We start from the raw sequence: 23,506 nt of genomic DNA, 5'->3' as shown, positions 1-23,506 counted from the left end.
ATTTCAAAATTGATAAATGTGTATTTAATAATTATATCATATAAATTTTTATCACAAAACAAAATAATATTCAAAAAAAATTCAAAAATACAACAATACCTCCATCAATTTTATGAGGGAGGTATTGTTGTATTTATCCTAAAATCTTTTTTGACTTTCCTGTATTATATCCTATGTCATCACCAAGGCTCTCATCTGGCATGAGCTTAAACTTTTCCTTTACATATTCAACTTCTTCCTTTGCTGACATAGTTTTTACAGTCTTTATTTTGTATATAAAATGTCTTGACATTTTAAGTGAATTTGTTGGACAGACGTCAACACAAAACGCACAAAAGCTGCATCTTCCATAATCAACGACTGGCTTTTTAATTGCTCTTCCCTGTTCATTCTGACCGATTGTCTTCATTTCAATTGCATCAAATGGGCATATTCTCTGGCAGGCTGCACATCCAACGCATTTATTTAAATCATTTGTATGAAGTCCTCTATAAATTGGTGAAACTCCATCTTTGTTTGGAAAAACCCTTAAAATTTCCTTTGGATACTTTATAGTCAAAGGTTTTTTAAATAAATTTTTAAGGGTTGTCAATGGAGAATATACGCTCTTGTCTCCTAATGCCATAGCTTCCCCTCCTACTTATCAATATCTGGTGGACAAATTGCTAAGGAACCCATCCAAGCTGCGACGTCATCAATCTTCATCTTTGGTAAATGCTTTTGCGCAAGTAAAAGTCCTGCGGGAAGTGATGGACCTCTAACTCCAACCCTATAGGGCTTTGTTCCACCGTCTGAAACAACATAATAACCAAATTCTCCCTTAGAAGATTCTACCTTAGCATAGGCCTCGCCCTTAGGAACCTTTAGCATTGAAAGATTACCAAGATTAAGTCTGACATCGCCCTCAGGCATTTGTCTTAAAGCTTGTCTTATTAGTTTAATTGTTTCTTCATATTCAATTCTTACTTGAACTGCTCTTGTTAGTGCGTCCCCACCTTCCTGGGTATGAACCTTTACATCAAGATATGGATAAGCAGCATATGGGTCGTCAACTCTTACATCAAAGCCGTTTCCTGAAGCTCTTAAATTTGGTCCAGTTAAACCGTATCTTAATGCATCTTCCTTAGAAACATAACCAAGTCCCTTTAATCTCTTATGAATAATTGGATTTTCAAACATCAATTTATCATACTCAGGCAGTCTTTTTTCAAGAATATCTAAAACCTCATTTAACCTTTCAATCCATCCTTGAGGCAAATCATTTCTTACTCCTCCAGGGATGTTAAATATATGATATATTCTTGCTCCTGTAAGCCATTCAAAAAGGTCAAGTAGATAGTCTCTATCCGCCATCATAATATACATAGGGGTATAAAGTCCAAGTGCTGCGCCTAATGCTCCCATTCCCATTAGGAAGGATGTTAACCTGCTCATTTCAAGTGTAATAGTTCTAATATATTTTGCCCTTTCAGGAATTTCAACTCCCATTATTTTTTCAATTGCTGTGCAGTATGCAACTTCATTGGGGTCTGGGTCAACAACGCAAATTCTTGGAACAAGAGCTAAATTTTGAACCCACAGTTTCTGCTCCATTAATTTTTCAAAGCCTCTATGAAGGTGCCCGGCATTTGGTCTTACCTTTACTATTTCTGTTCCTATCATCTCAAGAACATATCCAAAATTTCCGTGCATTCCTGGATGATTAGGCCCAAAGAAAAGTTCATAAACTGCTAATTTATCCTTCTCTGCTATTTTCGTAAGGCTGTATGATGGTGCATCCATTACCTGTCACCTCCATTTGGTATAGCATCAAACAATCTAATAGAGAATTCTCTTGTATCAAAATCCTTTCTTAAAGGTGGTATATCTACCCAGTTTTCAAGGAAAAGATGGGATAAGTCTTTATTTCCTTCAAAAACAATTCCAAAGAATTCATGAACTTCCTGCTCATAAAACTGAGCCTGTTCCCACAAATCAACTATAGTAGGTATTTTAGGTTCATTCCTGTCAATTCTTACCTTATTTAAAATGTGAATCTTATGAGTATATGACCAAACATGATATACTAACTCAAATTCGCCTTCATCAATAAAATCAACCGCACAAATAAACGAAAGATGATCAAATCCTATTGATTTTAGATAAACTAGATGATTAATAATATTATCCTTTTTAACTTTAACAGCAATCTGGGTTGGGTAAAGGTCAATGACCTCTACCCCCTTGTTATTTAAAAGTTCTATTATATTTTCTTTTTCAAGCTTCATAATTACCCCCCAATTCCTTGATTGGATTTTCTTCATCAGAAGGAGCATCCTTAGCTTCGCCAAGTATTGGTTCTAACTTTTTTAATACCCTGTCCTGATTTGCCTTATAGTAAGCGTAATTTTCCTTATACTTTTTATACGCTCCGCCTTCTCCAGATTGAATCATCTTCATGAGGGTTTGAAGAGCATCCATAACAGCCTCCGGCCTTGGCATACAGCCCGATACCGTTATATCTACTGGTATATATTCAGCAAGATTAGTTATAGTATTATATGAATCCCAGTAAATTCCTCCGTTAACAGTGCATGAACCAAATGCTAAAATCCATTTGGGTTCTGGCATCTGTTCATAGGTTCTGATTATTCTCTTCAATGTCTTTAAAGAAACATAACCTGTTACCAATAAAACATCTGCCTGCCTTGGAGTAGCCATAGGGCCTACTCCAAATCTTTCAACATCCCACCTGGATGTCATTGTTGGTGGTAACTCCACCGCCCCACAGCCTGTTCAGTAATGAAGCATCCAGATGGACCTTTGTCTGAAGAAATCTATAACATTTTCAATACAACTTCTTTTCTTTTCTACTTTTAAATCTTCCATTAAATCGCCTCCTAGAATACTATCATCACAAGCTGAACAAGCGCTATACCCATCGGAACTGTCCATAAAAACTTAACTGCCTGTTCAATCTTAAATCTTGGGAACACCGCTTCAATAAACACTGTTATAAGATATATTTCAAATTGTTTAAGCACAAATTCAAATATATTTGAAGCACCACCCAAAAATAAATTAACTATTATTGCTGTTTCAACAAATATAGAAACTGCATGAGTTAAAAATGCAAGCCCTAAATATTTTCCACTCAATTCAACCATCGGACCTGAAGCTATTTCTGCAGGTGCTATCATTGCATCAAAAGGTTTTTCTCCCATCATTGCCTGAAGTGCAATTTCTGCAGCTATAAAACCGAGAGGGAATTTTATCATATTCCAATTTAGTATTCCTCCCGCCTGATTATTTGCAATTAGCTCAAGTGAAGATGTTCCATTAAAAATTATCAAGCCTAATATTACCGTAAAGAATGGAACCTCATAACCAAGCATCATAGTCAGGGCACGTGATACCCCTATTGTTGCATTTGGATTTCCACTTGCAGCCACCGCCATTGCCATACCAAGATAACCGATAGCCATAAGATACATAATTACTATTAAATTAGAACTAGTCTTAATAGCTGTATGCCCCCCTATCGGGATAAAGAGCATTGTCGCAACCAATCCAGCAAGTGCCATAACCATTCCAAGGTCCATAACGAAATTGTGAGTAATCGATTTTCTTGCAAATAACTTACCTACATCTAAAAACGCCTGATAAAATGGGGGTCCATATCTTAATTGAATTCTTGCAATTACTTTACGTCCAATCCCCATAAACAAAAGCCCTATGAATATCGCAAAGAAGCCAAACAAAAATACTCTTAAAACAGCCATCATAAAATCCAACCTCCTAAAATTAATAGGAGAACTCCGATGCTAAAGAGCAATACCGCTCCCTCTCCTCTTTTATAAAGTCCCTGAACTGTTGTGCTCATATACTCAAAATTCCTTCCAATGCTTGAAAAGAAACCATCAATTGATACTCTCTCGAGCAATGGGTCAAACATTTCTTTGAATGGCTGATAGAAGGAATATGAATAATTAAACCTATCTGCATCTACTCCCCATTCCTCTGGATATTCACCACCAGTGTAATTGTCATCCTGTGGCACAGTTTGTGCTTTATTTCCCAGGACATACATTATTGCTGAAATTATAAATCCCGCAAAGAATATTAAAAATACTACAGTCAAATCAATCGTAGAATTTTTTAATGCTCCCTCTAGTGTAGTCCATGACGCTATCTGAACATTGTATCCAACTGCATTAAGGGCATAAGTCAATGGTTTCATAACCACTCCTGGAATAACACCAATTAGAAGCATACCGATCATCATAACAATCATAGGAATAGACATAGTTAATGGAACTTCTTTAACTTCCTTAAATCTATCTGGAAGTTGTCCAAGAAATATAGATGCAAGTGCCCTGAATAGATACATAAATGCACCAGTTGAGGCAAAAATCATGGCTATTGCAAATACTACCATTCTTTTGGACATAAGAGCCTGAATTATCATCCACTTAGAACCGAAACCATTTAGAGGTGGAATTCCTGCCGCAGCTATTATTCCAAGTAGGAATGTTAAGAATGTTATAGGCATCCTATATACTAATCCTCCAAGTTTATGCATCTCACTTTCGCCAGTTCTAAAAACTACCGCAGCAAGAGTTAAGAATATGGCTGCTTTCAAAACCATATGGTTGACTGTATGAAAAAGAGCCCCTTCAAATCCAACAATATTTAATGCTGCAAAGCCTAATAATATATATCCCATGTTTGCAACAGATGAATAGGCAAATAATTTTTTCATATCTGTTTGGAAAATTGCAAGTATTGTTCCTAATACTGCACTTATAGCTCCAAGGTATCCTATAAAGTATTGAATCCAGCTTCCAGTATTCAATATTTGAGGAAGTTCTATACTGCCAAAGACAGGTATCATAAACATTGCAATTGGATAGATTCCATATTTAATCATTACCGATGACATAAATGTGATAAAATCCTCTGGTCCAATTGCATAAACCTTAGATGGCCACATATAAAATGGAAATATTGCAGATTTAATAAAGAATGCCATCAAAAGCAGTATAATAATTGTTACTGATGCTGTTGTTTCCTGGCTGAACATTTGAACTAAACCATAAGCTGTTCCAAACATTTCAAATGTTCCTGTTAAGTTACCAAGTAGCAATATTCCAACAAGCATGGATGAAGCTCCTAATAGTGAAAGTGCAAGATAGTATTTTGCTCCATCCAGTGCCTTTTTATTTCCGTTAGTTATTGCAAAGAAGGAAGTCCATCCCATAAGTTCCCACATCATAAAAAACGTAATCCAGTCTGCCGCATAAAAAATCCCAATATTTGAGAAAATAATAAGCATCCATACAGGAGCAACATTTCCCTTTGAATTTTTATTAAATCCTAATGAAAAAACGGAAATAATAAATGTAATAATCGCTGAGAAAAATGCAAAATACCAACCTATGGGATTATTTGCAACTCCCAAACTAATTTTTGCTCCAAAAACTTCAAAATTTGTGTTTGCGTTTAACACCAATTCCCATTGTCCATACAATGTATATAGCTTGTATAGTATATATGCGTTTGCTGTCAAAAACAACGGCCAGACAATATTCTTGTGCTTAATAAAAACTGCTGATATAAGGGCCGTTATCAGAGGAACCATTAAAAGCTCTAACATATTCTCACCCTCACTTTATAGATAAAATCAATCTGATATAATTTTCTTGAACATTTTGAATTTCATTTATCAATGAAACAATAATATTTTCTACGCTATTTGGATAAATACCGATTATTATAATAACAATAGCTATAATCATTGGAATTAGACAATTTACTCTTGATATTTTAATTTCTTTTTCTTCGCCTTCAACAAAGAAAGTGTGGGAGATTCTTAAATAGTATACTCCTTCAATGACTGATGCAATTAGAATTAATATTGAGCCAATCACACCAGCTTTACCAAATAATATAGCATTACCTATTATCGATAGCTTGCCCCAAAAACCTGCGAAATACGGTATACCCATAAGACTTAAAGCAGCTATTGTAAAACTAATAGCAAGCATAGGATATTTTCTTCCTAATCCCTTCATTTCATCGTAATTTAAACTTCCTGACACCTTGGAAAATTCCTTTGCAACCATAAACATTACGAACTTTGCCAGATAATTAGAAAGAACAACGTAGAATACACCTTTAATTGCATCAAAACTTCCAAGGCTGATTCCAAACAATACTACTCCAAGCTGTGCCATAGATGAAAATGCTAATATCTTCTTTAAGTTTTTTTCATTTAACGCTCCAATTTCACTTATTATAACCGTAACAAATGCAAAAACCGTTAAAATCATTGAAATATTTACATCCGCATTGAATTTAAGGCCATCATTTGCAAATATCATCAATATAATTCTTAATGCCGCATAAACGCCTGCAGTTCCAAGCATTCCATGAATAAATAAATTAACTGCAGTCGTGGACGCCTCATAAGCCTTTACAACCCACATATTGAACGGGAATATCTTTAGTTCAACAAGCATACTCGAAACAAATAATATTAGAATCAATGATGAAGATGCAGGATTTAAATCTTTAACTTTATTTGCAATGTCTGCAAAATTAAGTGTTCCAAGTGTTTTGTATATAAGTCCTATTGCAGCAAGGCTGAACATCGATGCTGTTGATGACAAAATCAGGTATTTTAATGCAGCTCCAGTTGAAAGTCTATTCTTTTTATAAGCAACAAGACCTGCTACAGCAAACGTTGAAAGCTCTACGAACAAGAAGAAATTAAACATATCACCAGTTAGAACCATTCCATTTGTTGCCGCAAGAAGAACAAAGTAAAATGAATAAAATTGGTATTCCCTATCACTTCTAATTGTCGTTAATGCAAGAAGAGCTGCCAAATTAACAAGTAATAGGAAAAAAATAGTCAAATCTGTTACTACAAAATTAATGCCGTAGGGTGCCCTCCATCCTCCGATTGCAACATTAAATGGTATACTATTGCTAAAAAGCACCATAATACTAAAGGCTAAATTAAATACCGTAACTAAATATGATAAAATTTTATTGTTTTTTCCAAAGAATAAAGATAAAAATGCTGCAATAAGAGGGATTACAACTAAAAACACTACGCTATTCATACTTTAACCCCCTCTTCTTCCTCAGATGCCCTTATCGACAAAGAATTATGATTATATTTATATCTAATAGCCAGTCCAAGTGAAAACGCTGTTGTTCCAAGACCAATTACTATAGAAGTTAGAACTAAAGCTTGTGGAACAGGGTCTACCATGCTTGTAAGTTTTAAAATGCTATCCTGTGATGTCAGTATTGGCGTAGTCCCATTTTCAATATATCCAAAAGCAACAAGAAGTAAATTTATTCCTGTTTCAATAATATTTAGGGCAATAAATATTTTAATTAAATTTTTTCTTGTTAAAACTCCAAACAAGCCGATAAATACCAGGGAAAGTGAAGATAAAATAAACAATTGTGACATAATCAACACTCCTCATAGAATTCAAAATAAATATTAGAAAGTTCAGCCGCAACCTTAAAGGCAATTAACCCATAAAACACAGGTATCAATCCAGCTGAAAAAAGGTCACCTATTTTATCATTTAGAATAAAGTTTTGAAAGAAATTGCCGGTTATTAAATAGCTTGCAATACCAAGTCCGAATATTGATATTCCTGCAACCGCTTCAATAATCTTTAGCTTTTTTTGATTTAATGTTCTTCTTCCAGCTAAAACTCCTGTTAATACTGCAGTTGATATTATCGCACCTGCTGGAAATCCCCCACCTGGTGATAGATGACCATTTATGAACATGTATCCGCCTATCATAAGCATTAATAACATAAGTATTGGTGACCATCTGTAAAGTATAGTAGTTGATGGATTGATTTTACGTTTGTCCTTTGGCATTATAAACCCAAAACCTAAAATAGTAATAAAAAGAACTATTACTTCAAGTGTTGTGTCGAATAATCTATAGTCTACAACAACAGAGGTTACAATATTAGCAGAAGTGTTTTCTGCTGAGCCCCCCCATTCGTATTTGCTGTTTCCATCCATTACGTTCTTATTTAAATACCTGTCTGCAACTCTCATTTGAGGGGTTGTGTTATCAGTTATTTTTATGCCGCTTCCTGTGTCGATTGAAACTTTATAAATATAGAAAGCCATAACAGAAAGGATAAGCAAAGCAACAATGTTTATAAATAATGATTTTTCATCTCTCATCTTTCCTATCCTCCAATTTCTTATATGTGAATATAAAAAGTGCAGTTGTAATCCCTGAGCCTATTGCTGCTTCTGTTATTGCAACATCTGGTGCCTGCATAAGTAAGAACATTACTGATGATGAAAGGGATACAATACCAAATATTACAATCGCCTTAAACAAATTATCCGTTAAAAGAGCCCAGATTGAACCAAAAATCATTATAAAAGCTATAATTAACCCAAGATACACATTATTCACCTTCCTTTAAAAAGGCATTTTCTTTTAATACAAACTTTGCTTTATTTCTTTTAAGTGCAGCTTTGCATATTGCATGGGATGCAATGGGTGACGAAAACAAGAAAAACAATGCCATAAGAATTAATTTAGGTGCCCATTCTGTCTCCATAATCGCAAATCCAACAAAAAGAGAAATTATTCCAAGCGTCGAAGCCTTTGTTCCCGCCTGGGACTGATTCAAAATATCTGGCATTCTAAAAATTCCAAGTCCAGCAAGAAACAAAAATGCTGCTCCAACTATTAAAAAAAACCATGCTACATATTGCATATTAAATTCCCCCTTCTAAGTAGCGTGCAATGGCTACAACTCCTACAAAGGATAAAAGTCCGTAAACAAGTGCAACATCTAAAAATAATCCATTTTTATTCATAAAAGCAAAAATAACAATGATAGCTGCACTTATTGTCGTCAAAACGTCAATAGCTACTACTCTGCTCTCTATTGATTCTCCCTTAATCATCCTGATTAAACTTAATATAAGTCCAACCAATGACAAGCCTAATATTAAATACATCATGACTCAAAAGCCTCCTTTAGAATCTTTTCAAAAGGCCCCTTTAAATCCTCGGGATTTTGGACTTTATCTCCTTCAACAGCGTGAATAAAAAGTTCATCACCTATAAGTTCAACTGAGATAGTTCCAGGGGTAAGGGTTATGGAGTTTGCTAATATAGCTTTAGCTATAGATGAAGTTAGGCTAGTTTTAACTTTAATAACCTTTGGAGAAATTGGAAGACTTGGTGTTAAAACTATTTTAGCCATATTTAGGTTAGCTTTGATTAATTCCACTAAAAAAACTAAAAAATACTTGATTAAATAAAATAATGACTTGATTTTAAATGGCTTTTTTTCCTTGCTAAAATATTGAGCAAGAATTGATATAAGAATCGATAGAATTGTTCCATAAACAATCTCTTGATTTGAAAGTGGATAGCTCAGGGCTGTCCATATAAAGAACATACTTACAAATGTAAAAATAAAATTTAACAAAAATAACACCTCCACACTAAAACTAAAAGTCAAATTCAGTTAAAAACTATTGCTAGGATATCCCCTCCTTTTCTAAACTATCCGCAAGAAATAATTTCAATGTTTCAATGGTTTTTACATCTACAATCGAATAAATAATTTCTAATCCATGTCTGTTTCCCTCAATAATACCAGCGTTTTTTAATATACCAAGTTGCTGTGAAACAGTTGATTGCGGCAAATCCAGGCATTTTTGAATCCTTGTGACGTTTGAATCACCCTTAAGTAAACAAGACAAAATAGATACCCGAATTGGGTTACCAAGTATTTTAAACATCTCTGAAATCTTCTGTATTTTTCTATCGTTTATAATACCTATACCCCCTTATTGTATTCTTATATTATAATATTACAATATACTGAAAAATATTTCAATATCAGTTAAAAGTTTATTTTTTAACATGTAAAAAGCCCTACAGGAACTTCAATCGAAATTCCTGTAGGGCTTAAAAAATTATATATTTTTCTATCCCATTATGCTCTTCCAAAGTCCGTGCAGATTGCAATACTCTCTTGCATACATGTTTTCGCCCTGAACTGGGAAGAATGCTTCAGGCTTATCACCTGGATTTAAGTATCTTCTATAAATTTTGTCATCCACATGAAGTTCAATCCATTCAATGTAGTGCTTTTCCTCCATTGGATGTTCGATGCTTCCAACCTTAACTAAAACACCGCCATCAACCTTTTCAATAACAGGGATATGCTTTTCTGTAGAAGCTTCTACTGTGTTTTCAGTCACAAGGTTCATCGGCTTGCCACAGCACACAAGCTGTCCTCCCGAACCATGTAATACCTCAACTATGTTTCCGCAGATTTCACATTTGTAAACTTCCTTAACCTTTGCCATACCACAACCTCCTTTGGAAAATTATTTTCCTTTAATAATATTTTAGCATATGATAAACAATTTTCAAGCCTATTTTATCCATTTTCTCATAAATATATCCTCATTAGATAATATTTCAAAAACATTTCTTTTATTAAAAGATATATTTCCTATTCTGCTGACAGGCAGTATGCCCATGACAGAATTTGATATAAAGCACTCATCAAATTCATTTAATTCTTCATATTTGATAAATCCTTTAATTACATTGTATCTATTATTCTTCAATTTTCTAATTACATTATCTCTCATTATTCCCTTTAATATTCCGCAACTTACGTGGGGAGTAAATATTTTTCCATTCTTAACAAAAAAAATATTTGCATAGGTTGTCTCACATACAAACCCCTTTTCATTTAAAAAAATCGCAGAATCATAACCCCTTCCCTTTGCTCTATTATCCTCTATTATATTTAAACCATAATTAAATGTTTTTAAATAATTTAATATGTTCTTACTGTCCTTTATACTTCTTGATTTATGTAATATAATGCCTTTGTCAATATGCTTTTGAGCATAATTAAATTCCCTAAATTGAACATATATATTATGATTATAATAAATTACTTTTAGAACTCCATATTCTCTACCCACTTTATATATTTCGTTTAATATTGTGTTATTAAATTGCTCAAATTTTAAATCAAATTCCATTTTCAAAATTTTGTGCGCCCTTCTTAATCGATTATAATGCTCTAATAAAAAGTGGGGACCTTTTTCGTCAAAATAAACAGTTTCAAATGGAAGTAATCCGAAACTTATTTGGTTGTCAAAATATATTTTGCTCAATTTTAACTCCCCTTTATATATAACAGGTTATTTTCCCGTAAATGTATTATATAAAGCTCTCCCCTTGTGAAGCGTTTCTTCATATTCATCCTCGGGGTCGGAATCCCATACAATTCCACCACCTACGTTATAACGGATTCCATCATCATCAATTACAACTGTTCTTATGGCAATATTAAAATCAAAATTACCGTTGTTCGAGATGTAACCAATAGACCCGGTATATATTCCTCGTGCCATGTTTTCAATTTCCTCAATAACCTGCATGGAACGTAGTTTTGGAGCGCCGGTTATTGAACCTCCTGGGAACATAGCTTTTATAATATCGCTAAATTTTATATTTTCTAAAAGCTTTCCCTGTATAGTTGAAACAAGGTGATTTACAGTAGCATATTCCTCCACTTCAAACAAATCAACAACATTCACTGTTCCAGGGATGCATATTTTAGATAGATCATTTCTTTCCAAATCTATAATCATCAATAATTCCGATTTAATCTTTTCGCTTTTAAGAAGCAATGTTTTTAGCCTTTCATTTTCTTCTTTATTGTTGCTTTTTTTAGTTGTTCCCTTAATAGGTCTTGTTGTGATAAAGTTCCCTCTTTTTCTTATAAATTGCTCTGGTGACGTCGATAATATATACCCACCGTCCACCTCCAAAAAAGCATTATATGGTCCATAATTTTTATTTCTTAAAATTGCATAGGCATCATAAGGATTTACAATACCACTGGAATAAAACTGCTGAGAAATATTTACCTGATAAACTTCTCCCTGCCTTATATATTCCCTAACCTTCTCTACTCCTTCTTTATAATCTTCCTTAGTAAAATTGGTATTCAATTGCATTTCATCTACTTTATTTGGAATATATTCCTTATCCTTTAAATATTCAAGTATGTCAATTATTTCTTCATTTTCTGCACAGACATGCATGCAGCCTTCCCTATGGTCTATAACTACATATTCGTCGTAGTATCCAAAAAAGGCATCAGGAATTTTAGATTTTTTTATATTATTAAGTTCAACATTCATCAATTCCATTCCAAAATCGTAAGAAAAGTAACCTACAAACCCTCCATTAAAAATCGTTTCACACTCCGTTTTTTTATACTTTTCAAGATACTCATCAAGAACGGACAAAAAATTTTCTACTCTTTCATATATTTTTCCTTTATCCTCAACAATTACTTTTCCATTTATATATTTTATTGTAGCCTTTGGATTAAAAACTATAATAGAATAATCTCCATTGTCCCTTACTTTAAATCTGCTATCTAAAAGCATTGAATATCCTTTTTTTATTTCATTGAAGGCTGAAAAAGCATCAACAATGTAATTTAGTTTTGCATTAAACATTTTTGCCACTCCTTAAAAAGTTTCTTAACATATCAATTCCATGTTCAGTTAAAATTGCTTCTGGGTGGAACTGAACTCCTTCAATAAGATACTTTTTATGTCTTACTCCCATAATCTCTCCTTCTAAGGTTTCTGCCGTTATTTCCAAATCTTCTGGCAATTTATCCTTTGAAATGACTAAAGAGTGATACCTTGTAACCTTTAAAGGATTTTTAAGTTCACTGAATACACCAATATTTTTATGTCGTATTTCGTGAACCTTACCGTGAACAGGATTCTTTCCCTTAATTATATTTCCTCCAAAATAATGTCCAATGCATTGATGTCCAAGACACACACCCAAAATAGGTTTTTTCCCTTTAAAACAATCTATAACTTCTAATGGCAACATTGCTTCCTGTGGGCTCCCTGGTCCTGGCGATAAAACTATATATTCAGGGTCTAACATTTTGATTTCGTCTATTGTTATTTCATCCCTGCCCTTTACTAAAACTTCCTCACCTAATATTAAAAAATAATGATAAAGATTATATGTGAATGAATCGAAGTTGTCGATTATTAAAACCATAATACACCTCTCAAATATTTTTTCTTATAGAACTGATAAATATTATAAAAATGTTTTCATATGCTTGTTATAGTATATTATACTATACTTCTTTATCCCAATAATAGACTTTAAATTAATTTATCTACATAAATATAAATAAAAACACCCAAAGAAGTTCAATTATATAAACTTCCTTGGGTTTAGTTATTAAATCAAGTCTGGTCTAACCCCGTCAAAACGTTATCAAAAACATTTATCTTACATTTCTTTCCATCCCAGTTTAAGCAGTTCTCACAGCTTCTTTCAGGATATGTTAATAAATTATGCATGCCTTCTACTCTGTAATAACTGCAGCTTCTTGCAACAGCCTTAAGTTGTTCGTTGCTTGCCATAGTATACCTCCCTTTTTAATAATTCATAATCTTATTTTTTCACTCTAAACTGTTCTTATACTTTTTACTTATAATTTCATTTATTTTGCAGAAAATAAGTTTAGGTGATTATATGTTTAAGAATAACAACCAAATAACAAAAAACCAGTATATGTTTATTGTTCAAAACTCAATGATAGGAGTTGGAATTCTATCACTTGCGTCAGGAGTCTGTAAAGACGCTCAGCAATCTGGCTGGATTTCTGTTTTAATTGGTGGAATTTATCCTCTCTATCTTACTATTGCTGCTTCTATAATATACAAAAATTTATACTTTAATGAATTCCTTGAAATAAACAGAAGGATTTACGGAAAATTCTTATCCTATATATTTGTCATATTCTTTTTAGTAAACTTCATATTATTTGAAACATTTGTTCTTTCAGGGTTTGCAAATGTTCTTGTTTTTTCAACAGTTAAATTTTTATCTCCCTTAACTGTAATTATACTGACAATTGTTTTAAGTTATTTTACAGTAAATCAGGGGTTAACTACTGTAGGTAGGCTTGCTGAATTGATGTTTTATTTGACAATATTCATTCTAATAATCCCTTTATATTTTATAAATAAAGGTGACACAACAAATATACTACCACTGTTTAGCAGTTTTAATTCCATACTTAAAGCAGTTCCAAGCACTTTTTTTTCATATTCAGGAGTTGAAATATGTTTTTTGGTCATCCCATTTGTTACCGATACGAAAAAGGTTTTATCATCTGGTATAATAGGTTCAATTTTTACAATAGCACTTTATACTATAACAGTTCTTTTTACAATCAATTATTGCGGCTGGAGATTAACTTCAAAACTTCATTATCCACTTTTATATTTAGTATCTGGTGCTGAACTTTCAGTTCTTTCTAATTTTGAGCCTTTATTCCTTTTTCTTTGGGGGAACAAAATCTTCCAAACACTTGCAGTCGGAAATTTTGGTATGTCTTATACTATGTCTCAGATTACAAAAATACCTCTGCAAAGATGTAGTCTTTATTTATCATTATTAGTTATATTTATTAGCACGATGCTTGTTCCTGAATATAACAGAAGTAATATTATAGACAAGGCAATGCCTGTTTTAGTAGTTATAATACTTATTTGGACTACCATTACATTATTCTTAAGTTTTTTTAAGAGAGGTGCCAAAGTTGAAAAAAATTAATCTGTTACTTATAATAATTCCTTTCCTTTTTACTGGATGCTATGATAGAGCTCCAATTGAAAGAACCTCTATAACAGTAGGTATTGGTCAAGATTTAGCTGATAATGAAACTTTATCAGCTTCCTTTGAATTTTTAGTTTTTCAGCAGGGAGATTTAACTTCAAAGGAAGTTATAACAACTACCGGCAAATCTATTTTTGAAATGTATAACAAAAGGCTTCTTATTACAAAACGAAGACATTTACCAGGCACTATAAGGCTTCTAATAATAAGTGAAAAAAGAGCCAAGTTTGGAATTGAAGATATAATAGATGTATTCTTAAGGGATCAGGAGAGAGAGTTAAATACAACAGTTGTTGTATCAAAACAAAAGACTGAAGAAATATTAAATTTGAAATCTAAGGATGCAACAACTATGTCAGAGGAAATCGAGGATTTAGCAAGAAGTTCCTTTGAGGCAAACTTTACACAGAGAGATACTAATATAAAAGATTTCTTTAATATGTATTTTCAGGATGGAAGAAGAATTATGATTCCCTACATTGAAAAATACAAGGACACCGTAAAAATAAGCGGAATAGCAGTATTTGAAAAAGATAAAATGTTACTCGTTATTCCTGAGGAGGATGCAAAATATGTTAATCTTTTAAGAAATGATAATTCAAAAGGTTATCTCTCTTTCCCTAAGGAAACTTCTAAATCCTTCGATTTATTTTGCTCAAGCAGAAGAAAAGTCAAGGTTGATATAGAAGATGACAAAGTCAATTATACTATTCATGTGCTTATATATGCCAGTATAAAAGAAGAAAATTCTGATGAATTTGACGAGCTATCAAAAGAACAAGTAGAAGAGCTTCAAACTAAATACTCTAATAAGCTTAAAGAACAGCTTGAGGAAGTAATAAAAAAATACCAGTCTAATTATGGAATTGATATATATGATTTGCAAAAATACGCCCTTGCAAAGCTTGGCAAAGACAAAGCTGATGAAGTTGAAAAGCAGTTTCAAAATTCAAATATTAATGTTGAAGTAAAAATTAAATTTTTATCTACAGGTAGATTGTTTAGATAGGAGCTGATTACATGCCCAGCGAAAGACTTATAAATGATGTTTACGCAAACATCGATCTGATATCGTCTAATGTGCCATCTAATATGAACTTTATTAAAAGAGAAGTAACCATATTAGGAAGCATTCCTTGCTTTGTTCTCTTTATTTCTGGAATTGCTGACAAAGGAATTGTTGAGGAAATAGTTATTAAACCATTAATGCAAAAGGGAAGCAAAATAAACAATCAAAATATAATAGATGATTTAGTGAAAAAGTGCATATTAGCTTCTGATTTAACTGTTAGCGATTCCATACCCGAAATTTGTTATGAGCTATTAAATGGTAAATGTGTTGTTTTAGTAGAAAACATCAAAAGCGCAGTAATTTGCAATACAGCAAGTGAAAAATACCGCTCAATTCAAGAATCAACAACAGAAAAATCTGTTTATGGTTTAAGGGAAAGCTTCACTGAAAATTTAAATTTAAATATTACAATGCTTCAGAGGAAAGTTAAAAATCCTAATTTAAAGGTAGAAAAATATATGATTGGAGATAAATTTAAAACAGAAGTTGCTCTAACCTATATTGATGGCATAATAGACCCTTTAGTCTTAACCAATATTAAATCCAGACTTGCAGGATTAAAAGCTCCAGCAATTATAACCGGAGGTATTTTGGAACAATTTATCGATAATAGACCATATAATCTTTTCCCAATCACTAAAAGCACAGAAAGACCTGATAAGGTAGTTTTTGATTTACTTGAGGGAAAAGCTGCAATCTTTATTTCTGAATCCTCAACTGCTCTTATTGCACCTGCTACTTTCTTTGAATTTTTTCAAGGCTTTGAAGATTATTCTGAAAGAACTATTTTGGCTAATTTTTCTAGACTAATGAGGTTTATCGCTATACTAACTGTAATGATACTAGAGCCAATTTACCTTGTTCTTTTGATATATAATCCCGAACTTTTTCCCTACAAGCTCATGAGTTTAATTATTTCATCAAGACAGAACATACCACTGCCTCCATTGCTAGAAATCCTTGCTATGGGTGTTGCAATAGAAATATTAAGAGAAGGTGGACTTAGACTGCCAAATCCAATTGGCACTACACTTGCCATTGTTGGCGGTATTGTTATAGGTGAATCTGCAACCAGAGCAGGATTAGTAAGTTATGTAACTTTGTTTATAGTTGCAATAACAGTAATTTGTACTTTTATAATACCAAGCTATCAGATGGCATTAACCATAAGATTTATAAGATTTCCAATGCTCATTCTCGGCCAAATGTTTGGATTTTATGGTCTACTTGTAGGTTTTTATTTTCTTCTTGTTCATTTGACAAAGATGGAATCCTTTGGAATAGCCTATTTTTCACCTATTGTTCCCTCTAGATTTACTGATTTGCTTGATTCTTTTATACGTGCTCCTTTAAAGAATATACTTATAGAGCCGAAAAGTTTACATCCTAGCAGAAAGAGCCCAAAATAAGGGCTCTTTTATTATAAAATAAGTTCTATTAAAGGGTTTAATAGTCCAATTAATCCTCCTAAAAGTGCACCAAGCCACGTTATAGCCTTTAATTCCTTGCTTGCAACTTCCAAAATTATCTTTTCTGCAAATTCAACATCAAAACTGTTTATCCTGTCTTCTACGATTTTAGAAATATTCAATAATTCAATAAAATACTCTATGTTATTTTTCAATAATTCCTCTAGTCCACGTTTTATAGTATCAAAAAATGTTTCAAGTTCCTCTGGATTTATATCTTCTAAAATTTTATCCAAATTGGCATTTAGAAAAATATTTAATGATTTATCTACTATAGAATCGATTAAAATACCGAAACTGTCAGATTTCTTAAATTCATCAAATTTTTCAAATATACAATTTATTGAATTTTCATCATTAAAGTATTTTTTTGTCAATCTCTCTAAGGTTAATAAATTCGATTCTCTTTCTAATTCAAATAACAATTTTTCAGATACTTCTCTTACAAATTCATTCTTATCCCAAATTAAGTTCATTAAACTACTAACATCTGTTTCAGCAATGTTATCAATAAAATTGTTTATTATAATAGCTAAATCCATCTTATTCTCTTTTTTTTCTAAATAATCTTCTATTGATGCAATGACTTTTTGAGCTACAAAATCTGGACTTATAAACATAGAGATAAATTTTCCAAAATTCTGCTGTATAATATCGTTAAGAAACATCACTACTTTATTTCTAATATAAGGTCTTTTTAAACTGCTCTGTATGTAATTAGCAATATCATCTTTATTGTTAATTACAGATTCCTTTAGATAATCTAATGTTCTTTCAGGTATTATATCTTTAATTTTCTTTTTGCTGGCTGAAATCCTAAAGATTGTATTGTCAATTAGTGAATAAATGAGATCAATGAATTTTTCATTCGAAAATAGATAATTAAATAATTTCTCTATGTCTAATTTTTCTAATTGACCTCTCAGGATAAATTTTAAAGTGTCCAAAAAATTTCCGTCATTTAACAGAGAATTTATCCTTCTTTTAAATTGATTCTTAATTTTAATTTTGACTTCGTCGTATTGCTCATTAAGATATTTTCTTGCAAAGTCATCTAATTTTATATTACTAGTTTTAATTTCAATATATTTCCCTTTAAACCATTTCTTTATTTCTTCGTTTATTCTATCACTTCTTAAAACATCTGCTATAATTTCTGATGATAGAAGATGAGTACCTATCGTTTCACCCACACTTTTAGCAATTCTTCCCCTCTCCTTTGGAATTAGACCAGGAGTAAAAGGCAATTTTATTCCCCAGATTTTAATTTCCCTGAAAGGTCTAAAAAGCATCTTTATTGCAATATAATTTGTAATATATCCAATAGTTGCACCAATAATTATTGATAATAATATCTTCATGTCACCATCTCCCTGACAATTTTCGTATAGTGAACATCAAAAACTCATTTCTATATTATAGCATAATAGTTTATAAAAATAAAATTTGTGTGGTCAATACTTTAAGTTTATACTTTATTCAAGCTTGAATATATATTAGATTCGATTATAATATAATTAAATTGTCTATTATCATTAACTTTTAAATGAACCTTAAAAGGATATAATAATAGCAAGGATACATTTTTATAAATTTTTAAGCTAAAATGATGCACGGAGATGATACAAATGATTGCAGAATTTTTAATAAAAAAAATTAATAATAGTAATAGCGAAGAGAAAAGAAAAAAATTAGGCTATTTAAGTGGATACGTTGGGGTATCTGTAAATTTCATTCTTTTTCTAATAAAGCTAATTATAGGCCTTATTTCAAACAGCATAGCTGTTCTTGCAGATGCATTTAATAATTTGTCCGATATAGGCTCATCTTTAATAACTATAATAGGATTTAAAATTGCAGACAAACCCGCTGATAAGGAACATCCCTTCGGTCACGGAAGGGGTGAATACATAGCAGGACTTATTGTTTCAATAATGGTTATACTCGTAGGTTTTGAATTCTTAAGGTCTTCATTTGATAAAATTATGCATCCCCAGGAATTGAATTTCAGCCTTACTTCATTTGTAATAATACTATTTTCAATCACTTTTAAGCTTTGGTTAGGGGGATTTAATAAAAAGCTTGCAAGACTTACTAGCTCTAATGTTTTGGATGCTACATCCTTTGATAGTTATTCAGACGTATTAATAACCAGCACAGTAGCAATTGGGTTGTTTTTTTCAAGATATTCAAAACTTCCAATAGATGGTTATATTGGCCTGTTAGTATCTGGGTTTATTATCTATGCCGGATACAACCTTATAAAAGAAACTATAAGTCCTCTATTAGGAGAAGCGCCTGACCCTGAGTTTGTTCAGGAAATAGTAGATGAATTGTTAACGTATGAGCATATTATAGGCGTTCATGATGTAATTGTTCATAGCTATGGATTTGGAACACATATCGTATCAATTCATGCAGAAGTTCCTGCAAATATTGATATAATGCAGCTTCATGAAGTAATAGATAGAGCTGAAAATGAAATTTCAAAGAAGCTGAATATTAGCTTAATTATTCACATGGACCCTGTTAATTTAAATGACACAGAAATAATGCAGACAAAAGATGAAGTGATAAAAATACTTGGAGAATTTCCTGAAGTTCTATCGATGCACGATTTTAGAATTATTGGCCATAACGACCATAAAAGCATTATTTTTGATATGGTTATTTCATATAAAATATTGAAAACTGAAGAATCACGGATTGTAAAAAATATTATAAAACGAATCAATGAGGTTCACCCGCATTACAAAGTAATAATCCATGTCGACAGAGATTATATTCAAGTGCATTGAAAAATGATATCTGCTTTGATAAAATATTCATCATAGTATGAACTAAGGAGGGACAAGAATTGTCGATTTTAGATGTTTTAAAGGAAAGAGGGTTTATAGAACAATATTCACACGAGGAAGAAATAAAAGAGCTTCTTGATAAGGAAAAGGTTACATTTTACATAGGATTCGACCCTACAGCAGACAGCCTTCACGTTGGACATTTTATTCAGCTAATGGTTATGTCCCATCTTCAAAGGGCAGGACATAGACCAATTGTATTAATCGGCGGTGGGACTGCTATGGTTGGAGACCCATCAGGTAAAACGGATATGAGAAAAATGTTAACTAAAGAGGACATACAACATAACGTTGATAGGATTAAATTGCAAATGGAAAAATTCATAGACTTTTCTGATGGCAAAGCTATTTTAGTTAACAATGCAGATTGGTTGTGGAATCTTAACTATATTGATTTTCTAAGAGAAATAGGCGTTCATTTTTCAGTCAACAGAATGCTTACCGCTGAATGCTTTAAACAAAGGCTCGAAAGAGGATTATCTTTCCTTGAATTCAACTATATGCTAATGCAGGCTTACGACTTTTTAGAATTAAACAGAAGATACGGCTGTAAGTTAGAAGTCGGTGGGAATGACCAATGGTCCAACATATTAGCAGGCGTTGACCTTATTAGAAGAAAGGAAGCAAAGGAAGCATATGGCCTTACAATTGCACTTTTAACCAACTCAGAAGGAAAGAAGATGGGCAAAACTGAAAAGGGTGCACTATGGCTTGATGCTGAAAAGACTTCCCCATATGATTTCTATCAATACTGGAGAAACATCGATGATGCAGACGTTGAAAAGTGCCTGAAGCTACTAACATTCCTTCCGATGGACGAAGTTAATAGACTATCTTCGCTTAAGGATAAGGAAATAAACGAAGCTAAAAAGGTATTAGCTTTTGAAATAACAAAACTTATCCATGGCGAGGAAGAGGCATTAAAGTCCCAGAAGGCCGCTGAAGCCCTATTTGGCGGTGGTGGAGACTTGAGCAATGTTCCTACTGCTTCAATCAATAGAGATAGTCTAGGCTCAAAAGTTCTTGACGTCCTTGTTGAGGCTAAGGTTATTCCTTCAAAAAGCGAAGGAAAGAGGTTGATTCAGCAGGGTGGTTTATATATAAACGATGAAAAGATTAGCGACTTTGATGCCGTATTAACTGAAGATATGTTCAAGGACGGCTATATACTCGTAAGACGTGGCAAGAAAAATTACAACAAAATAGAACTTTTATAAAATTTAAGCTGTAGAAGACTTTTCAGGTTAAATTGTTTTAAATATAAACATTTAAAGCCCCTTGTATGATTTCAGTAAAACCATACAAGGGGCCAAATTGATTTATCACTATATAGCAATTTCTTATTTTTCATCATCTGTCTTGTAGTTTAATAAATCATACTCAATCATTTTATTTGATTTATCTGTATAAGTCTTATATCTTTCAAAGAGGTCTTGATGTTTTGACTTATCAACTTCTTTGCCTGATTTAATTTCAACTAGTTTATCTTCTGCTTTTAAGTAAACATAATTATTATCAGCAAAATTTCCATCTCTCGTTAGTATAAATCCTTCATTGTTATTTAGCAAATCCCTTCCTAGCATATATTTAGGCTCAAGTCCGTATAAATTTGCAAGGGTTGGATACAAATCCATCTGACCTGCCGTTGATTTATCCACTCCCTTTATCTTTTCATCTGGAAAATGTATCATCATAACTACTTTTTGATTAGTAACCCATTCAAATGTAGACAAATCGTTTTTACCATACAGAAGTTTTGCAAGTTTATTTTTCTTTTCATACGGAATCGCAGCATGGTCGCCATAAAATACGACTATTGAATTATCCCATAATCCTGATTTTTTAAGCTCCTCTATAAAGGTCCCAATGGCAACGTCTGTATATTTCACAGCCTTCAAATAATCTCCAACAGTGTCCCCCTCAAATTCTCCAACGTCCATTATATCAGCAATTTTATTTTGATAGTCTTTGTATGGAAAATGGCTTGAAAGCGTTATTAAAAAGCTATAAAAAGGATTATTAAATCCCTTCATTTTTTCTACTGCTTGAATGAAGAACGACTTATCGCTAAGACCCATGCCTTGAATTTCATCTATGTTAAAGTTCTGTTCGCTTTCATAATCATCAAAACCTAATGCTTTATACATATTTGTTCTGTTCCAGAATCCTGGTCTGTTTGCGTGCATAACAGAAGTAAAGTATCCTTGTCCCTTTAACTCTTTCGCAAGGGAATCATATAAATTGCCGGCATATTGATAATAAACTGAGCCTTCTCGTGCAGGAAGAAGTGAAACATTGCTCAAAAATTCTGCATCAGAAGTCCCTCCCCATGCCGTCTGATAGTAATAGTTTTCAAATACCAAACTGTTTTTAGCTAATTTATTCAAATTCGGTGTTATCTCAACCCCATTTAATTTTCTATTTAAAACAAATCCCTGGAAAGCTTCTAATTGAACAACAATTAAGTTCTTACCCTTATATTGGCCAAAATATTTTAGTGCTCTATTTGAATTTTTTTCTTCAAACCAGTTTAATGTATTCTCAGCTTCTATTTCATCGATATCCTTTATTTTTAGAACATTTCTTGTTATATAGCTGTATAGGTCAAAAATATGAAAATTAATACTTCCAATGTTGGACACTATGTATTTCTTGTCATACATAGTCTTTAGTATACCAGGTTGTCTTTTTTCTAATGCCTTGACGCTTTGATAGTTAAATGTAAAAGCAAAAATGATAAAAAGCGCAAAAGATGTAAATCTTCTTGCTAATTTAAGTTCGTCTTCAACAATTTTGTCCTTTATCTTTTTGTATAATACTGCAACAACAATGAAATCTATAAAATACAGTAAATCCCAGGGTTTAAAAAGTGCGTTGACACTGTCCTTTACTTCCCCTACCAAACCTGCCTGCTTAATCAATGCAGCAGAGGTAACATCAAGAAAATACCTGTTATAAACTACATCCGTTAAAATTACTAAACTAATGATTAAATCGATTATATAAAATGCAATGATTCTAACTCTAAATTTAAATAAACATAAAAAAGAAGCAAACAAAAATGCCGAACCAAGTATGCCTATAATTGAATAAATAGTCGATTGATTTAGGACTTTTAAAACTATATTTAAAGAAATCAATTTAATAAAAACGATAGCAATAAAAATGTAAACGTCAGGTAGTAGTTTTAAACTTATTTTTATTCTATTCTTAATAGTATCCACTGCTTTCACTTCCCTTATTATTTTTCAACAAAAATTAGTATAATATTACGGGAAGCTTAAGTCAAAGGTCATATACATTTATTTATAATTTATTAACAAATAAGGGCAGCATCGCTACC

The 23,506-nt window shown here is 32.3% G+C and carries 25 protein-coding genes and 1 pseudogene; 5 read left to right on the top strand and 21 right to left on the bottom strand.

Features of this window, described 5'->3' with window-relative positions:
• Window positions 1-133 precede the first annotated feature (133 nt).
• From ABG79_RS00470 to ABG79_RS00380, 19 genes and pseudogenes are all read right to left on the bottom strand, one after another.
• A complete protein-coding gene (locus tag ABG79_RS00470) occupies window positions 134-625 on the bottom strand; it encodes a 4Fe-4S binding protein (protein ID WP_057975985.1) in 492 nt (163 codons plus the stop codon).
• 11 nt (window positions 626-636) lie between these two features.
• Window positions 637-1,782 carry an NADH-quinone oxidoreductase subunit D gene (locus ABG79_RS00465; protein WP_057975983.1) on the bottom strand — a complete coding sequence of 382 codons (1,146 nt, stop codon included), beginning with the start codon at window positions 1,780-1,782 and terminating at the stop codon, window positions 637-639.
• Window positions 1,782-2,267 (bottom strand): NADH-quinone oxidoreductase subunit C, encoded by a 486-nt coding sequence (locus tag ABG79_RS00460; RefSeq protein WP_057975981.1) that lies wholly within the window; start codon window positions 2,265-2,267, stop codon window positions 1,782-1,784. The genes ABG79_RS00465 and ABG79_RS00460 overlap by 1 nt, the downstream gene beginning before the upstream one ends.
• Window positions 2,257-2,763: pseudogene (gene nuoB, locus ABG79_RS00455) on the bottom strand (NADH-quinone oxidoreductase subunit NuoB); the annotation flags it as partial. The gene ABG79_RS00460 and the pseudogene nuoB, both read right to left, overlap by 11 nt.
• 116 nt (window positions 2,764-2,879) lie before the next feature.
• Window positions 2,880-3,764 (bottom strand): respiratory chain complex I subunit 1 family protein, encoded by an 885-nt coding sequence (locus tag ABG79_RS00450; protein ID WP_057975979.1) that lies wholly within the window; start codon window positions 3,762-3,764, stop codon window positions 2,880-2,882.
• Complete coding sequence (locus ABG79_RS00445) at window positions 3,761-5,635, bottom strand: proton-conducting transporter transmembrane domain-containing protein (protein WP_057975977.1); 1,875 nt, start codon at window positions 5,633-5,635, stop codon at window positions 3,761-3,763. Before ABG79_RS00445 ends, ABG79_RS00450 begins: the two co-directional genes overlap by 4 nt.
• Window positions 5,636-5,645: 10 nt before the next feature.
• Entirely contained in the window at window positions 5,646-7,109 is a 1,464-nt protein-coding gene (locus ABG79_RS00440; protein ID WP_057975975.1) for a complex I subunit 5 family protein, read from the bottom strand.
• Complete coding sequence (locus ABG79_RS00435; RefSeq protein ID WP_057975973.1) at window positions 7,106-7,468, bottom strand: sodium:proton antiporter; 363 nt, start codon at window positions 7,466-7,468, stop codon at window positions 7,106-7,108. Before ABG79_RS00435 ends, ABG79_RS00440 begins: the two co-directional genes overlap by 4 nt.
• A 2-nt stretch (window positions 7,469-7,470) precedes the next feature.
• Window positions 7,471-8,214, bottom strand: coding sequence for an MnhB domain-containing protein (locus ABG79_RS00430; RefSeq protein WP_057975972.1), 744 nt, complete (start codon window positions 8,212-8,214; stop codon window positions 7,471-7,473).
• The gene (locus ABG79_RS00425) at window positions 8,204-8,446 is read right to left on the bottom strand and encodes a Na(+)/H(+) antiporter subunit B (protein WP_057975970.1); all 243 of its coding nucleotides are present in this window, start codon (window positions 8,444-8,446) and stop codon (window positions 8,204-8,206) included. Before ABG79_RS00425 ends, ABG79_RS00430 begins: the two co-directional genes overlap by 11 nt.
• 1 nt (window position 8,447) lies before the next feature.
• Entirely contained in the window at window positions 8,448-8,762 is a 315-nt protein-coding gene (mnhG, locus tag ABG79_RS00420; protein WP_057975969.1) for a monovalent cation/H(+) antiporter subunit G, read from the bottom strand.
• A gap of 1 nt (window position 8,763) precedes the next feature.
• Window positions 8,764-9,012, bottom strand: coding sequence for a monovalent cation/H+ antiporter complex subunit F (locus ABG79_RS00415; RefSeq protein WP_057975967.1), 249 nt, complete (start codon window positions 9,010-9,012; stop codon window positions 8,764-8,766).
• Window positions 9,009-9,485, bottom strand: a complete 477-nt coding sequence (locus ABG79_RS00410; RefSeq protein WP_057975965.1) for a Na+/H+ antiporter subunit E — start codon at window positions 9,483-9,485, stop codon at window positions 9,009-9,011. The genes ABG79_RS00415 and ABG79_RS00410 overlap by 4 nt, the downstream gene beginning before the upstream one ends.
• Window positions 9,486-9,537: 52 nt before the next feature.
• The gene (locus ABG79_RS00405) at window positions 9,538-9,801 is read right to left on the bottom strand and encodes an ArsR/SmtB family transcription factor (protein WP_083490253.1); all 264 of its coding nucleotides are present in this window, start codon (window positions 9,799-9,801) and stop codon (window positions 9,538-9,540) included.
• 189 nt (window positions 9,802-9,990) lie between these two features.
• On the bottom strand, window positions 9,991-10,374 hold the full coding sequence (locus tag ABG79_RS00400) for a desulfoferrodoxin (RefSeq protein ID WP_057975961.1): 384 nt from the start codon (window positions 10,372-10,374) through the stop codon (window positions 9,991-9,993).
• A gap of 69 nt (window positions 10,375-10,443) precedes the next feature.
• Window positions 10,444-11,202 (bottom strand): aminotransferase class IV, encoded by a 759-nt coding sequence (locus tag ABG79_RS00395; protein WP_057975959.1) that lies wholly within the window; start codon window positions 11,200-11,202, stop codon window positions 10,444-10,446.
• Window positions 11,203-11,229: 27 nt separating this feature from the next.
• Window positions 11,230-12,561: an aminodeoxychorismate synthase component I gene (pabB, locus tag ABG79_RS00390; RefSeq protein WP_057975957.1), complete on the bottom strand. Its 1,332-nt coding sequence runs from the start codon at window positions 12,559-12,561 to the stop codon at window positions 11,230-11,232.
• Window positions 12,554-13,129, bottom strand: a complete 576-nt coding sequence (locus ABG79_RS00385; RefSeq protein WP_057975955.1) for an anthranilate synthase component II — start codon at window positions 13,127-13,129, stop codon at window positions 12,554-12,556. The genes pabB and ABG79_RS00385 overlap by 8 nt, the downstream gene beginning before the upstream one ends.
• A 194-nt stretch (window positions 13,130-13,323) precedes the next feature.
• Window positions 13,324-13,503, bottom strand: a complete 180-nt coding sequence (locus ABG79_RS00380) for a hypothetical protein (protein WP_057975953.1) — start codon at window positions 13,501-13,503, stop codon at window positions 13,324-13,326.
• A gap of 112 nt (window positions 13,504-13,615) precedes the next feature.
• Here ABG79_RS00380 and ABG79_RS00375 point away from each other — a divergent pair, with 112 nt between their 5' ends.
• Genes ABG79_RS00375 through ABG79_RS00365 form a run of 3 tightly spaced genes read left to right on the top strand, consistent with a single transcriptional unit; the run spans window position 13,616 to window position 17,245 of the window.
• Window positions 13,616-14,701, top strand: coding sequence for a GerAB/ArcD/ProY family transporter (locus ABG79_RS00375; protein WP_057975951.1), 1,086 nt, complete (start codon window positions 13,616-13,618; stop codon window positions 14,699-14,701).
• Complete coding sequence (locus tag ABG79_RS00370) at window positions 14,688-15,773, top strand: Ger(x)C family spore germination protein (RefSeq protein WP_057975948.1); 1,086 nt, start codon at window positions 14,688-14,690, stop codon at window positions 15,771-15,773. The genes ABG79_RS00375 and ABG79_RS00370 overlap by 14 nt, the downstream gene beginning before the upstream one ends.
• A gap of 11 nt (window positions 15,774-15,784) precedes the next feature.
• Window positions 15,785-17,245, top strand: coding sequence for a spore germination protein (locus ABG79_RS00365; protein WP_057975946.1), 1,461 nt, complete (start codon window positions 15,785-15,787; stop codon window positions 17,243-17,245).
• An 11-nt stretch (window positions 17,246-17,256) separates the two neighbouring features.
• Here the strand turns inward: ABG79_RS00365 and ABG79_RS00360 are convergent, their stop codons facing one another.
• Complete coding sequence (locus ABG79_RS00360; RefSeq protein ID WP_057975944.1) at window positions 17,257-18,666, bottom strand: DUF445 family protein; 1,410 nt, start codon at window positions 18,664-18,666, stop codon at window positions 17,257-17,259.
• Window positions 18,667-18,933: 267 nt separating this feature from the next.
• Here ABG79_RS00360 and ABG79_RS00355 point away from each other — a divergent pair, with 267 nt between their 5' ends.
• Together ABG79_RS00355 and tyrS are read left to right on the top strand one after the other, a co-directional pair.
• Complete coding sequence (locus ABG79_RS00355; protein ID WP_057975942.1) at window positions 18,934-20,103, top strand: cation diffusion facilitator family transporter; 1,170 nt, start codon at window positions 18,934-18,936, stop codon at window positions 20,101-20,103.
• Window positions 20,104-20,162: 59 nt separating this feature from the next.
• Window positions 20,163-21,380 (top strand): tyrosine--tRNA ligase, encoded by a 1,218-nt coding sequence (tyrS, locus tag ABG79_RS00350; protein WP_057975940.1) that lies wholly within the window; start codon window positions 20,163-20,165, stop codon window positions 21,378-21,380.
• Between the two features lie 123 nt (window positions 21,381-21,503).
• Here the strand turns inward: tyrS and ABG79_RS00345 are convergent, their stop codons facing one another.
• The gene (locus ABG79_RS00345; protein ID WP_057975938.1) at window positions 21,504-23,387 is read right to left on the bottom strand and encodes an LTA synthase family protein; all 1,884 of its coding nucleotides are present in this window, start codon (window positions 23,385-23,387) and stop codon (window positions 21,504-21,506) included.
• Window positions 23,388-23,506 lie beyond the last annotated feature (119 nt).

It is taken from the genome of Caloramator mitchellensis (assembly GCF_001440545.1).
In the GTDB taxonomy this organism is placed as follows: domain Bacteria; phylum Bacillota; class Clostridia; order Clostridiales; family Caloramatoraceae; genus Caloramator; species Caloramator mitchellensis.
Note: the sequence above shows the minus strand (reverse complement) of the source record. Positions and strands in the feature narration are given on the sequence as shown.

What these genes read in the sequence shown, in the direction of transcription:
- ABG79_RS00415 (WP_057975967.1), bottom strand. Translation starts at nt 9,012, where the DNA reads ATGATGTATTTAATATTAGGCTTGTCATTGGTTGGACTTATATTAAGT.
- ABG79_RS00465 (WP_057975983.1), bottom strand. Translation starts at nt 1,782, where the DNA reads ATGGATGCACCATCATACAGCCTTACGAAAATAGCAGAGAAGGATAAA.
- ABG79_RS00435 (WP_057975973.1), bottom strand. Translation starts at nt 7,468, where the DNA reads ATGTCACAATTGTTTATTTTATCTTCACTTTCCCTGGTATTTATCGGC.
- ABG79_RS00445 (WP_057975977.1), bottom strand. Translation starts at nt 5,635, where the DNA reads ATGTTAGAGCTTTTAATGGTTCCTCTGATAACGGCCCTTATATCAGCA.
- pabB (WP_057975957.1), bottom strand. Translation starts at nt 12,561, where the DNA reads ATGTTTAATGCAAAACTAAATTACATTGTTGATGCTTTTTCAGCCTTC.
- mnhG (WP_057975969.1), bottom strand. Translation starts at nt 8,762, where the DNA reads ATGCAATATGTAGCATGGTTTTTTTTAATAGTTGGAGCAGCATTTTTG.
- ABG79_RS00405 (WP_083490253.1), bottom strand. Translation starts at nt 9,801, where the DNA reads ATGTTTAAAATACTTGGTAACCCAATTCGGGTATCTATTTTGTCTTGT.
- ABG79_RS00440 (WP_057975975.1), bottom strand. Translation starts at nt 7,109, where the DNA reads ATGAATAGCGTAGTGTTTTTAGTTGTAATCCCTCTTATTGCAGCATTT.
- ABG79_RS00360 (WP_057975944.1), bottom strand. Translation starts at nt 18,666, where the DNA reads ATGAAGATATTATTATCAATAATTATTGGTGCAACTATTGGATATATT.
- ABG79_RS00470 (WP_057975985.1), bottom strand. Translation starts at nt 625, where the DNA reads ATGGCATTAGGAGACAAGAGCGTATATTCTCCATTGACAACCCTTAAA.
- ABG79_RS00365 (WP_057975946.1), top strand. Translation starts at nt 15,785, where the DNA reads ATGCCCAGCGAAAGACTTATAAATGATGTTTACGCAAACATCGATCTG.
- ABG79_RS00355 (WP_057975942.1), top strand. Translation starts at nt 18,934, where the DNA reads ATGATTGCAGAATTTTTAATAAAAAAAATTAATAATAGTAATAGCGAA.
- ABG79_RS00400 (WP_057975961.1), bottom strand. Translation starts at nt 10,374, where the DNA reads ATGGCAAAGGTTAAGGAAGTTTACAAATGTGAAATCTGCGGAAACATA.
- ABG79_RS00375 (WP_057975951.1), top strand. Translation starts at nt 13,616, where the DNA reads ATGTTTAAGAATAACAACCAAATAACAAAAAACCAGTATATGTTTATT.
- ABG79_RS00430 (WP_057975972.1), bottom strand. Translation starts at nt 8,214, where the DNA reads ATGAGAGATGAAAAATCATTATTTATAAACATTGTTGCTTTGCTTATC.
- ABG79_RS00380 (WP_057975953.1), bottom strand. Translation starts at nt 13,503, where the DNA reads ATGGCAAGCAACGAACAACTTAAGGCTGTTGCAAGAAGCTGCAGTTAT.
- ABG79_RS00450 (WP_057975979.1), bottom strand. Translation starts at nt 3,764, where the DNA reads ATGATGGCTGTTTTAAGAGTATTTTTGTTTGGCTTCTTTGCGATATTC.
- ABG79_RS00385 (WP_057975955.1), bottom strand. Translation starts at nt 13,129, where the DNA reads ATGGTTTTAATAATCGACAACTTCGATTCATTCACATATAATCTTTAT.
- ABG79_RS00460 (WP_057975981.1), bottom strand. Translation starts at nt 2,267, where the DNA reads ATGAAGCTTGAAAAAGAAAATATAATAGAACTTTTAAATAACAAGGGG.